This is a genomic window from Stenotrophomonas sp. STEN038, from assembly GCF_056759895.1.
Window position 1 is genome coordinate 1 of the sequence record NZ_JBRRDW010000083.1, and the last position, 12,698, is coordinate 12,698.

At 63.2% G+C, this 12,698-nt stretch carries 12 protein-coding genes; all 12 read left to right on the forward strand.

The window, feature by feature from the left end; genetic code table 11:
* Positions 1-222: 222 nt before the first annotated feature.
* The 12 genes from flgB to ACVOLS_RS20565 all read left to right on the forward strand — a co-directional run bounded on the left by flgB (position 223) and on the right by ACVOLS_RS20565 (position 12,601).
* Positions 223-627 carry a flagellar basal body rod protein FlgB gene (gene flgB, locus ACVOLS_RS20510; protein ID WP_481510530.1) on the forward strand — a complete coding sequence of 135 codons (405 nt, stop codon included), beginning with the start codon at positions 223-225 and terminating at the stop codon, positions 625-627.
* Positions 628-638: 11 nt separating this feature from the next.
* Complete coding sequence (flgC, locus tag ACVOLS_RS20515) at positions 639-1,046, forward strand: flagellar basal body rod protein FlgC (protein WP_481547158.1); 408 nt, start codon at positions 639-641, stop codon at positions 1,044-1,046.
* A 26-nt stretch (positions 1,047-1,072) separates the two neighbouring features.
* Entirely contained in the window at positions 1,073-1,747 is a 675-nt protein-coding gene (locus ACVOLS_RS20520) for a flagellar hook capping FlgD N-terminal domain-containing protein (RefSeq protein WP_481547159.1), read from the forward strand.
* 31 nt (positions 1,748-1,778) lie between these two features.
* Positions 1,779-2,999, forward strand: a complete 1,221-nt coding sequence (flgE, locus tag ACVOLS_RS20525) for a flagellar hook protein FlgE (protein ID WP_481547160.1) — start codon at positions 1,779-1,781, stop codon at positions 2,997-2,999.
* Positions 3,000-3,101: 102 nt separating this feature from the next.
* Complete coding sequence (locus ACVOLS_RS20530; RefSeq protein WP_481547161.1) at positions 3,102-3,851, forward strand: flagellar basal body rod protein FlgF; 750 nt, start codon at positions 3,102-3,104, stop codon at positions 3,849-3,851.
* Between the two features lie 302 nt (positions 3,852-4,153).
* A complete protein-coding gene (gene flgG / locus ACVOLS_RS20535) occupies positions 4,154-4,939 on the forward strand; it encodes a flagellar basal-body rod protein FlgG (protein ID WP_481510526.1) in 786 nt (261 codons plus the stop codon).
* Between the two features lie 22 nt (positions 4,940-4,961).
* Positions 4,962-5,651, forward strand: a complete 690-nt coding sequence (gene flgH / locus ACVOLS_RS20540) for a flagellar basal body L-ring protein FlgH (protein WP_481547162.1) — start codon at positions 4,962-4,964, stop codon at positions 5,649-5,651.
* An 8-nt stretch (positions 5,652-5,659) separates the two neighbouring features.
* Positions 5,660-6,775 carry a flagellar basal body P-ring protein FlgI gene (locus ACVOLS_RS20545; RefSeq protein ID WP_481547163.1) on the forward strand — a complete coding sequence of 372 codons (1,116 nt, stop codon included), beginning with the start codon at positions 5,660-5,662 and terminating at the stop codon, positions 6,773-6,775.
* 1 nt (position 6,776) lies between these two features.
* Positions 6,777-7,970 (forward strand): flagellar assembly peptidoglycan hydrolase FlgJ, encoded by a 1,194-nt coding sequence (gene flgJ / locus ACVOLS_RS20550; RefSeq protein ID WP_481547164.1) that lies wholly within the window; start codon positions 6,777-6,779, stop codon positions 7,968-7,970.
* An 11-nt stretch (positions 7,971-7,981) separates the two neighbouring features.
* Positions 7,982-9,859 (forward strand): flagellar hook-associated protein FlgK, encoded by a 1,878-nt coding sequence (gene flgK, locus ACVOLS_RS20555; protein ID WP_481547165.1) that lies wholly within the window; start codon positions 7,982-7,984, stop codon positions 9,857-9,859.
* Positions 9,859-11,061 carry a flagellar hook-associated protein FlgL gene (flgL, locus tag ACVOLS_RS20560; protein WP_481547166.1) on the forward strand — a complete coding sequence of 401 codons (1,203 nt, stop codon included), beginning with the start codon at positions 9,859-9,861 and terminating at the stop codon, positions 11,059-11,061. The genes flgK and flgL overlap by 1 nt, the downstream gene beginning before the upstream one ends.
* Positions 11,062-11,128: 67 nt before the next feature.
* A complete protein-coding gene (locus ACVOLS_RS20565) occupies positions 11,129-12,601 on the forward strand; it encodes a flagellin (RefSeq protein WP_481547167.1) in 1,473 nt (490 codons plus the stop codon).
* Positions 12,602-12,698 lie beyond the last annotated feature (97 nt).

Here is a 12,698-nt window from a genome sequence, read left to right on the forward strand (position 1 = left end):
AAACAAACACCGTCCCCGTCGCCGCCTTGCCCCCCGACGTCTGCCGGCTCCGCTCCGCCCCGCCCCCCCACCCCCTCAGCTGGCCCGCCCACCACCCAACACAGCCCCCCGTGGTCCGTCGGCTTTTGCCGGTACCGCCCCTGCCGGGCATGGCTCGGCACTACATGGCTTTCTGGCACAGGTTTTGCAGCTTCCCCGGCAACGTTCCGTGGGAGGTTCCACATGGCCAACCTGTTTTCCAACTATCTCGGCATCCACGCCCAGGCAATGCCGCTGCGCGAGCAGCGCATGAAGCTGATCGCCAGCAACCTGAGCAATGCCGACACGCCTGGCTACAAGGCCCGCGATCTCGATTTTGATGCCGCCCTGCGCAATGCCCAGGGTGCGACCAGCGGCAATGGCCTGCTGACCGCCACGGCCGAACAGCACTACGCCATCGGTGGCGCCAACGGGCTCAACCCGTTCCAGATCCTGCGCGAAGGCGCCCAGCCCAGCCTCGACGGCAACACCGTCGACCCGGATACCGAGCGCGCTGCTTATGGCCGCGCCGCATTGGAGTACCGCGCCTCGTTGAGCTTCGTCGAGTCCAAGGTGAAGACCATGCTCACCGCCATCACTGGCCAATAAGGAAGCGTGCAATGAGCAACCTGCCTATCTTTGATATTGCCGGCTCGGCCTTGCAGGCGCAGTCGGTGCGCATGAGCACCATCGCCTCCAACCTCTCCAATGCTGATTCGGTCGCCGGTTCGCCGCAGGCGGTCTATAAGCCGTTGGAGCCGATCTTCCAGGCCGTTACCAGCCGCAATGATCCCAATCTGACCGGCGTGCAGGTCAAGGAAATCGCGCAGAGCGATGCGCCGCCGATCAAGCGCTACGAGCCCAATCATCCGCTGGCCGATGGCGAGGGTTATGTGTACTCGCCCGACGTTGATCCGGTCGCGCAGATGGTCAACCTCATCTCCACCTCGCGCAACTACCAGGCCGGCGTGGAAATGCTCAGCACCGCCAAGGAACTTGCCCTGGCCACGCTGACCATGGGCCGCTGAGCCCACTCCCCCAGGAATCTGCCGACATGAGCACCAGCGTCAACTCCGATCTCTACAAGTCGCTCGGCCTCACCGCGCCGAACACCACGCCCACCAGCAAGAACAAAGGCTCGCTCGATCAGGCCGATTTCCTGAAGCTGATGACTACCCAGCTGCAGCATCAGGACCCGACCAAGCCAATGGACAACAGCCAGATGGTTGCGCAGATGGCGCAGCTGTCCACTGTGCAGGGCATCAGCGATCTGAACACCTCGGTGAAGGGCTTCCAGCAGTCCATGGCCAGCGACCAGGTACTGCGCGGCGCGGCACTGGTTGGCCACAGCGTGATGGTGCCCTCGCCAAAGCTCGCACTGGAGGCAGAAGGCGGCACCAGCGGCACGGTTGTGGCGCAGTCGGCCGGCTCAATCACCGTCGATATCACCGATGCCAACGGCCTGAAGGTCAATCAGTTGACCGTTCCAGCCAACGCCGCTGGCGAGGTCGCCTTCCAATGGGATGGCACAAATGCCGATGGCAAGCGCATGCCGGCCGGCAGCTATACCGTCACCGCCACCCATACCGATAGCGCCGGCGTACAGAGCAAGCTGGCCACCTACGCCGAGGCGAAAGTCGAGAGCGTGACGGTAGGTTCTGACGGCCTGTATCTGAACCTCAAGGGGCTGGGCACTGCCCCGCTCGACTACGTGCTCCGCGTCAGCTGAGCCCCCTCTTCGATTTCCCAGGAGTATCGCCATGGGCTTCAATGTCTCACTGTCGGGCATCAACGCGGCCAACGCCGACCTGAATGTCACTGCCAACAACGTCGCCAACGTCAACACCACCGGCTTCAAGGAATCGCGCGCCGAGTTCGCCGATCTGTTCAATGCCACCAGCTATGGACTGTCGCGCAACGCGATGGGCTCCGGCGCACGCCTGAGCAATGTGGCGCAGCAGTTCTCGCAGGGCAATATCAGCCAGACCGGGCGCAGCCTGGACCTGGCCGTGGCCGGCGAAGGCTTCTTCACCCTGAACATGAACGGCACGCGCGTGTACTCGCGCGCAGGCAACTTCCAGACCGACAACAACGGCTATGTGGTCAATCCACAGGGCGCACGCCTGCAGGTGTTCGCACCCAATGCCGACGGCACCCGCTTTGATGGCCAGCTGACCGATCTGCAGTTGCTCAATACCGACAGCCCGCCCAAGCCGAGCACCCTGGTCAACATGGCGTTCACCCTGCCCGGCAATGCACCAGCGCCGACGGTGACGCCGTTCGACCCGGCCGATTCCAATACCTACAACCACTCCACCGGCGGCATCACCGTGTACGACTCGTTGGGTGTCAGCCACACCCAGACCTCGTATTTCGTGAAGACCGGTACCGCCAATGAGTGGCAGGTCCACAACTATGTGGATGGCCAGCCCGCCGGCGCACCGACCCTGCTGCAGTTCTCCAACGCCGGCGCCTTGGTCAGCCCAGCCAACGGCGACATCACCTTGGCTCCGTTCACGCCAAGCACCGGCGCCGGTGTGGTCAACCTGACGTTGAATGTCGCAGGCTCTACCCAGTACGGCGAGAAGTTCGCGGTGCGCGATACCCGCCAGGATGGCTACGCTGCGGGCAAGCTCAATGAGATCAGCATCTCCGAGCAGGGCGTGGTCTATGCACGCTACTCCAATGGCGACGACAAGCCGCTGGGCCAGGTCGCGTTGAGCACGTTCAACAATGCGCAGGGGCTGCAGAACCAGGGCAACAGCCTGTGGGTGGAGACCTTCTCTTCCGGCAACCCGCGCGTCGGCGCACCTGACTCTTCGGATTTCGGCCAGGTCCAGGCCGGTGCACTGGAAGCCTCGACGGTGGACCTCACCGAGCAGCTGGTCAACATGATTGTCGCCCAGCGCAACTTCCAGGCCAATTCGCAGATGCTTTCGACGCAGGACCAGGTCACCCAGGCCATCATCAACATCAGGTAAGGCAAGGAGCGGGTATCAGCCAGTACGTGCCTGATACCCGCTTGAAGCTCGCAGCTTTCTGCACCCTTCCAACTTCAATCTCAACACGCGAACCACAGCCCCATGGACAAAGCCCTCTACGTTGCGATGACCGGTGCCCGCGCCTCGCTGCAGGCGCAGGCCACGGTGTCGCACAACCTGGCCAACTCGGATACGCCGGGCTTCAAGGAAGCACTGGCCAATACCGAAGCGTTCCGCATCCAGGGCCCTGGTTTTCCGTCGCGCGTGGATGCCGTGCATGTCGATGCCGGTTTCAACCGTCGCGTTGGTGCACAACAGATCACCGGCAACTCGCTGGATCTATCCTTGCAGCCAGGCAGTTGGCTTGCCGTGCAATCAAGCGACGGCAGCGAGGCCTATACCCGCAGCGGCGCCTTGTCATTGACGCCGAACGGTCAGCTGGTAACCGCCGAAGGCAATGCGGTTCTGGATGACAACGGCAATCCGATCGCAGTGCCACCGCACCAGGCCATGGAGATCGGCCACGACGGCACCTTGTCGATCATTCCGCTGGGCGAAGGCCCGCAGACGATGGCGATGATTGGCCGCCTGCGCGTGGTTGATGCACCCAATGAGCAGTTGGAGCGCCGTCTGGATGGATTGATGCGCAACACCGATCCACAACAGCCTTTCGCCCAGCGCCAAGGCAAGGCGCTGGACAGCGGCATGCTGGAATCCAGCAATGTCGATGCGGCCGGCGCGCTGGTGCAGATGATCCAGCTGCAGCGCCAGTTCGAAATGCAGGTCAAGGTAATCAAGCACGGCGACGAGAACGCGCGCAGTGCCAACAGCCTGTTGCGCCTCAACGGCTGATAGAACAACGCCAGCGCGCATGCACCACCGCGCGCCCTCGCCTTCGCCAGGGCCAGCGCAGGGAACGGTGGTTATCCGTTCCTGCCACGCTGTCGTCAAACCCATTCTTCTTCCTGTTCGACCGGCGCCTATCGCGCCGGCGCAGGCGGAGCGATGCCGCACGCCGGGCATGGGCAAAGCGACGGGCCAGGGAAAAGTACCCCGTGCTGAGCGCCGACATTCCGACGCCGGTTTTGGCACAGCCCATGCATTGACAGTGGCAAGGGCCAATCGGCCGGTATCCGTCACCAAGGAATCGCACCATGAATCAGGCATTGTGGGTCGCCAAGACCGGCTTGGATGCACAACAGACACGTATGTCGGTTGTCTCCAACAACCTGGCCAACACCAATACCACCGGATTCAAGCGCGACCGCGCCAGCTTCGAGGACCTGCTGTACCAACAGGTGCGTCAACCCGGCGGTTCGTCCTCTGCACAGACGCAGTTGCCAACCGGCCTGCAGCTGGGTACCGGTGTCCGCGTCGTCGCCACATCGAAGCATTTCGAACAGGGCAGCCAGCAACAGACCGGTCGCGCACTGGATGTAATGGCCAATGGCCGTGGCTTCTTTGAAGTGATGATGCCCGACGGCACCTCGGCATATACGCGTGACGGCAGCTTCCAGATAAATGCGCAGGGCGAGCTGGTGACCAACAGCGGCTACCCCGTGCAGCCTGGCATCCAGATTCCCGAAGGTGCGCAGTCGATGACCATCGGTACCGACGGCACCATCAGCGTGAAGATGGCCGGCGAAGCCGCCTCGGTTGAGATCGGATCCTTGACGCTCACCGACTTCATCAATCCCGCCGGCCTGCAGGCCAAGGGCGAGAACCTGTACCTGGAAACCACCGCATCGGGCCCGGCACAGAACGGCACGCCCGGCCTCAATGGCCTGGGCACGGTCGTGCAGGGTGCGCTGGAAGGCAGCAACGTCAACGTGGTCGAAGAGCTGGTGTCGATGATCGAAACCCAGCGCGCCTACGAAATGAACGCCAAGGCCATCTCCACCACCGACTCCATGCTCGGCTACCTCAACAACAACGTCTGATTGGTCGCCAAGGGATACCGTCATGAGCAGCACCCCACTCCTGCGCCAACTTTCCATCGCCTTGTGCGCCGCCTTGATCGGCGGCTGCACCTTGGCCGGCGACGTGCGCCCGTATGCACCGATGGCACCGATCCAGCCCATCGTGGTGCAGGCGGCGGCGCCGACCGCTGGCGCGATCTACGCTGCCGGCCCGGGCTTGAACCTGTATGGCGATCGGCGCGCGCGTGATGTCGGTGACCTGCTGACCATCACCCTGGTCGAGAACACCATGGCCACCACCACCGCCAGCACCGCGATCAGCAAGAAGTCTGATATCGATGTTGGTACACCAACCCTGTTTGGCGCACCGGTCACGCTGGGTGGAAAGGACATCCTGGGCGCGTCGGCATCATCCGAGCGCGACTTCGCTGGCAAAGGCAACAGCGCGCAGAGCAATCGCCTGCAGGGCAGTGTCACTGTCACCGTGATCCAGCGCCTGCCCAACGGCAACCTGGTGGTGCAGGGCCAGAAGAACCTGCGACTGAACCAGGGCGATGAACTGGTGCAGATCCAGGGCGTGGTGCGTGCTGCCGACATCAACCCGGACAACACCATTTCCTCCAGCAAGGTTGCCGATGCACGCATCGCCTATGGCGGTCGCGGCGCGGTGGCGCAGTCCAATGCAATGGGCTGGCTGGGCCGCTTCTTCAACTCAGCGTTTGCGCTGTTCTGAGCACTGTGATGAAGACTTTCTCTTTCATGCGTTCTCTTGCCCTGGCGGCACTGGCCTTGGCAGCCGCCCTGCCCGCCCAGGCTGAGCGGATCAAGGACCTGGCCCAGGTCGGCGGCGTGCGCGGCAATGCGCTGGTCGGCTATGGCCTGGTGGTTGGCCTGGATGGCAGCGGCGACCGCACCAGCCAGGCACCGTTCACCGTGCAGAGTTTGAAGAACCTGCTCGGCGAACTTGGCGTCAATGTTCCGGCAAACGTCAATCCGCAGCTGAAGAATGTCGCTGCGGTTGCCATCCATGCTGAACTGCCGCCGTTTGCCAAGCCTGGCCAGACCATCGATATCACGGTGTCTTCCATCGGCAATGCCGTCTCGCTGCGCGGTGGTGCGCTGCTGATGGCGCCGCTGAAGGGCATTGACGGCCAGGTGTATGCCATTGCCCAGGGCAATCTGGTTGTGGGTGGGTTCGGCGCGCAGGGCAAGGACGGCTCGCGCGTCTCGGTGAACATTCCCAGCGCCGGCCGCATTCCCAATGGCGCCACGGTTGAACGTGCCCTGCCCGACGTCTTCGCTGGTGGTGGCGACATCACCTTGAACCTGCACCAGAACGATTTCACCACTGTCTCGCGGATGGTCAACGCACTCAACGCCACCTTCGGTGAAGGTGCCGCGCGTGCGGTTGATGGCGGTACGGTTTCCGTACAGACTCCAACCGACCCCGGTGCTCGTATCGGGATGCTGGCGCGCATCGAGAACGTCGAGCTCTCGCCAGGCACTGCGCCGGCGCGCATCGTGGTCAATTCGCGCACCGGCACCGTGGTCATCGGCTCGCAGGTGCGAGTCAGTCCGGCAGCGATCTCGCACGGTTCCTTGACGGTGACCGTCAGCGAATCGACCCAGGTCAGCCAACCCAACGCGTTTGCTGGCGGCCAGACGGTTGCTACACCGCAGTCCACCATCACCGCCAGCAACGAAGGCAGCCGCATGTTCCGTTTTGACGGCGGCGCGACCCTCGACGAGATCGTACGCGCGGTCAACGAAGTTGGCGCCGCACCGGGCGATCTGATCGCAATCCTGGAAGCACTCAAACAGGCCGGCGCACTGACCGCCGACCTTGAGGTGATCTGACATGCGTATCGCCGCACCCTCGCTGGAACTGAATCCGGCCATCGCCAATGATCCGGCGAAGATCGACAAGGTTGCACGCCAGCTCGAAGGCCAGTTCGCGCAGATGCTGGTCAAGAGCATGCGCGATGCGAGCTTCGGCGATTCGCTGTTCCCGGGCGAGAACCAGATGTTCCGCGAGATGTACGACCAGCGCATTGCCGAGGCGATGACGCGCGGTCGTGGGCTCGGTTTGTCGGCCATGATTGCGCGTCAATTGGGCGGCGCGGAGGGCGCAGCGACCGCACCGGTAGATCCAAGCATCAAGCCCGCTGCGGCTGCTCGGGCTTATCAGTTGACTGCCCCTGTTGCCACCGGCCTGCCGCTGAATGCAGCGCCGGCACTCGGCGAGGATCCGCTGTCATCACTGAATCTCAACGATCAGTCGACGTATATGGCGCCGCAGGCGCAGGCACTGGACCTGATTGCCGGCCGTGACAGCAGCAGCTTCCACGCCTCCTTGAACAACACCAATCCCTACCAGGGAACTGCCCCCGCCGAGCTGTCCGCCGATTGGGCGATGAGTAATGACCGCTGGAGCAAGGTGTCGGCGGCCGAACGTGGCGACGCCGTTGATACCGCCACGGCCAACGTCGCTGCAGACAAGCTCGGAAAGCACACCCCCGAGGGCTTCGTTGCCAGCATCTGGCCACACGCCGAACGTGCCGCACGCGAGCTCGGCGTCGATCCGCGCGCACTGGTCGCCCAGGCTGCACTGGAAACCGGCTGGGGCAAGCGTCATATCAAACGCGATAACGGTGACAGCAGCCACAACCTGTTCGGCATCAAGGCCACCGGCTGGAGCGGCGAACGCGCCACCACCGGCACCCACGAATACGTCAACGGCCAGCGTCGCAACGAGACCGCCAGTTTCCGTGCTTATGGCTCGATGGCGGAGAGCTTTGGCGACTACGTGCGCATGCTGAAGACCAGCCCCCGCTACCAGGCCGCACTCAGCGCCGGCAGCGATGTGCGCAGCTTCGCCCAGGGCCTGCAGCGTGCCGGCTACGCCACCGATCCGGCCTACGCCGCCAAGATCGCCGCCATTGCCGCTGGTCCCACCATCGAGCGCGCCGTCGCCGCCATCGGCGATGCCGGAGCGCGACTGGGCCAGACCTTTGCCAGCAACGCCGGTTTTGCCGGCATCACCCGTCGTTGAGATAGCCGTCCATGTCTAATGTTCTTTCCACTGGCACCAGTGCGTTGATCGCCTTCCAACGGGCGCTGGCCACCGTCAGCCACAACGTCGCCAACATCAAGACTGACGGCTACAGCCGGCAGAAGGTGGATTTCGCCACCCGTGAACCCAGCGACGTGGGCTATGGCAACGTCGGCAACGGCACCAAGATCACCGACATCCGCCGCGTGGCCGATCAGCTGGCGATTTCGCGCCTGCTGGACAGCAATGGCGAGCTGGCGCGGCTGCAGCAGCTGTCCGGCATGGCTGACCGGGTTGATGCCTTGTTCTCCGACCCGGCGACCAACATCAGTGGCGTGTGGTCCAATTTCTTTGACGCTGTCAATGGCCTGACATCCAACACTGCCGGTACCGCCGACCGCCGCGATGTGCTGGACAACGCCAGCACCCTGGTCAGCCGCTTCAAACAACTCAACAGCAGCCTCGACAGCTTGAACAGCGAGGTCAACAACGGTTTGATCTCTGCCGCAAACGAGGTCAACCGGCTTGCATCTGAGATCGCGCAGATCAACGGCGCCATCGGCAGCAACGCTGCGGCCGCTGCGCCGGATCTGTTGGACCGGCGCGACCAGCTGATCTCCGCACTGGTTGGCTACACCGGCGGCACCGCGGTGATCCAGGACGGCGGCGTGATGAACGTCTACTCCGCCGGCGGCCAGGCACTTGTCGTTGGCACCACCGCCTCACAGATCACTACCGCCGCTGATCCGTATCAACCCGAGCGCCTCCAGCTTGCGATCAAGACCCAGGGCATGACCGTTACCTTGGACGGCAAAGCGCTGGGAGGCCAGATCGGCGGCATGCTGGAATTCCGCGAGACCGTACTGGATCCGGCACAAGCCGAGCTGGGCCGGATCGCGGTTGGCATGGCGCAATCGTTCAATCAGTCCCACGCCGAAGGCATGGACCTGTACGGCGACATGGGCGGCAATTTCTTCAACCTCGGTACTCCGAAGATCTCGGCGCATAGCGGCAACACCGGCAGCGCCAGTCTCACTGCCAGCTATGGCGACCTGAGCGCGCTTGACGGGCAGAACCTGCTGCTGAAATTTGACGGCAGCACATGGCAGGCGAGCCGCGCCGATAGCGGCGTCGCGGTACCGATGACAGGCACAGGTACTGCAGCCGATCCGTTCGTGGTCAATGGCGTTCAGTTCGTGGTCGGCGGCAGTCCTGCCGTCAATGATCGTTTCCTGCTGCAGCCCACCGCTGCCGCAACCAATGAGCTCTCGATAGCAATCACCGATCCGTCGCGCATCGCTGCCGCCAACCCGATCAAGGGCGCGGCCGCGCTGACCAATACCGGCACAGGCAAGCTCGGCAATCTTGATGTTGTGAATGCGGGTGACCCTGCCCTGCTCAATCCAGCGGTGATCAGCTTCGTCGATGCCAACAACTACACCATCGATGGCGCGGGCCCCTACCCTTACACGCCGGGTCAGACCATCAGCGCCAATGGCTGGAACGTTGTGCTCGACGGCAAGCCAGCCGCTGGCGATCGTTTCGATATCACCAAGACCGCGCCCGGTTCCAGTGACAACGGCAATGCCAAGCGCTTGGCCGATGTCGAGGACGCCAAAGCGTTCAACGGCGGCACCGTCACCTTGAACGGTGCATTGGGCGGGCTGACCACCCAGATCGGCTCCGCTGCGCGCGCCGCCGACTACTCGCTGCAGGCGCAGCAGGTGATCAACGACAACGCCAAGGCATCACGGGATTCGATCTCCGGCGTCAACCTCGATGAGGAAGCGGCGGACATGCTCCGGTTGCAGCAGGCCTACCAGGCTGCGTCGCAGCTGATCTCAACCGCCGACACCATGTTCCAGACGATCCTGAAGGCGGTGGGCTGATGAGTACCCGTATCTCCAGCAACATGATGTACGACCAGTCCGTCGCGCTGATGTTGTCCAAGCAGAGCAAGATGAATCACCTTGAACAGCAGCTGGCGACCGGCAAGAAGATCGTCACTGCCAAGGATGATCCGGTCGCGTCCGGTACCGCGGTGGGCATGGACCGCGTACTGGCTGAACTTGAACAACTGGGCAAGAACGCCAACGCCGTGCAGAACCGCCTTGGCCTGCAGGAGAACGTGCTGGCACAGGCCGGCGAGATGTTGACGCGGGTATCGGATCTGACTGTCCAGGCCAACAGCCCGGCACTGTCTGTCGAGGACCGCAAGGCAGTGGCCAGCGAGCTGAAGTCCATCAAGGACTCGTTGCTCGCGCTCGCCAACACCACCGATGGTACTGGCCGCTATCTGTTCGGTGGCGCAGCCGATGCCAGCGCGCCGTTCTCTTTGAGCAACGGCACAGTGACCTACAACGGCGATCAAACCCAGCGCCAGGTCGAAGTTTCACCCGGTACCTTCGTGAAAGACGCGTTGCCAGGCAGCGAGGTATTCATGCGCATCCGTACGGGCGACGGCACCGTGGATGGGCGTGCCGCCGCCAGCAATACCGGCCAGGCAGTGCTCACCGATATCGGCCGCGACAGCTCCGGTGGTTGGACTGGCGCAAGCTACACCCTTCGCTTCACCGCAGCGGACACCTATGAGGTGGTGGACGCCAGCAACACGGTCGTGGCGACAGGTACCCATACCAGCGGCGAAGACATCGTGTTCGAGGGGCTGCGCATGCGCATTGACGGCACCCCGGCGGCGGGCGATACGTTCACCGCGGCTACCGCTGATACCCGCGACGTGTTCAGCAGCATCGACCATCTGGTGCAGACGTTGCAGATGGACACGTCCACTCCGGCGGCAAGGGCAGCCCAGCAGAACGCATTGCAGGCCAGCATCCGCGATGTTCGCCAGGCATCCAACGGCATGATCGATACGCGTGCTGCTGGCGGCGCTCAGCTCACTGCCATCGACAACGCGGATTCGCTACGTGAAGCCAACACCGTCACGCTCAAGAGCTCGCTCTCACAGATGCGTGACCTCAACTACGCCGAAGCAATCGGGCAGTACAAGCTCGAAGGCGCGGCGCTGCAAGCGGCACAGACCATCTTCACGCAGATGCAGTCGATGTCGCTGTTCAACATGATTCGCTGATTCACATCTACGGCAGCACATCTGCCAGTCCACAACGCAAAGCACCGAGCACAACGGAGACGTACCCATGGCACAGATCATCAACACCAACATCATGTCGCTGAACGCTCAGCGGAATTTGAACACCAGCGGTTCCAGCCTGGCTACCTCGATCCAGCGCCTGTCCTCGGGCCTGCGTATCAACAGCGCCAAGGACGACGCAGCCGGTCTGGCGATTTCCGAGCGTTTCAGCACCCAGATCCGCGGCATGGACCAGGCCGCCCGCAACGCCAACGATGGCATCTCGCTGTCGCAGACTGCAGAAGGCGCCCTTGGCGAAATCAGCAACAACCTGCAGCGCATCCGTGAGCTGGCGGTGCAGTCGCGCAACGCCACCAACTCGCCTTCCGACCGCGCCGCACTGGACGCAGAAGTGCAGCTGCTGAAGGCAGAAATCCAGCGCGTCGCCGAGCAGACCAACTTCAACGGTACCCCATTGTTGGATGGCAGCTTCCAGAACCAGGCGTTCCAGGTGGGCGCCGACCAGGGCCAGGTGATCAACATTGCGCAGATCGCCAACGCCAACATCAAGGAATTGGGCAACTGGAACCGCGTGGACACTCCTGCCTCGGCAGCAGCTATTGCCGCTGACGGTGGTTACGTCGCAGGCACGCCCACTGCAGGCACCAGCACGTTGAGCCTTGCAGGTGTGGCTGATCCGGCTGCTGCGCTTTCCTTCCAGGTTGGCGGCACCACCATCAACGTGGCAGCGGACGCAGCACGTACCACCGCCGCCGGTTTGGCTACCGCGGTCAACACTGCTATCGGCACCAACATCGCAGGCCTTACCGCCAGCGTCAGCGGCACCGATATCGGCCTGAGCAACACCAATGCCACACCGATCACCATTTCCGGTGGTCTCACCGGTACGGTTGGCGCACAGACCGAAGTCGGCGGCACCCCGGCCAACTTCACCGCCGGCAACTTCACCCTGACCGGCAGCAAGGGCACCGCAACCATCAGCTTCAGTGCATCCGGCGGCGCCTCGCAACGCGCCAGCGATCTGGTTAAGGCTGTCAACAACCAGAGCTACAACACCGGTGTCACCGCCTCGTTGGATGCCAGCGGCAAGCTGCAGTTGGCTTCCGCATCAGGTCAATTCACCATCGCCGGCGGCGCATCGCTGACCGCACAGACCGGTCTGACGGCGGCGACAACGACCGACTGGGCGGCCGGCGCGGCCGAAACCGGCTTCGCGGATATGGACGTGCTCTCGGCCACGGGTGCCGACAATGCGCTCAATGCCATCGACGCCGCGCTGCAGTCGATCAACTCTTCGCGTGCCGATCTGGGTGCAGTGCAGAACCGCTTCACCTCGACCATCGCCAATCTCAATACTTCCTCCGAAAACCTGTCGGCCGCACGCAGCCGCATCCGCGATGCTGACTATGCCAAGGAAACCGCAGAGCTCACCCGCACGCAGATCCTGCAGCAGGCGGGCACGGCAATGCTGGCGCAGGCCAACCAGTCGCCGCAGAACGTGTTGAGCCTGTTGAAGTAAGCAAACGCAGCTGCAGCGCCGAGCCATGCTCGGCAAAGGCGTCATCTGTAGTGCCGAGCCATGCTCGGCAGGAGCTTCACCGGTAATGCCCATGCCG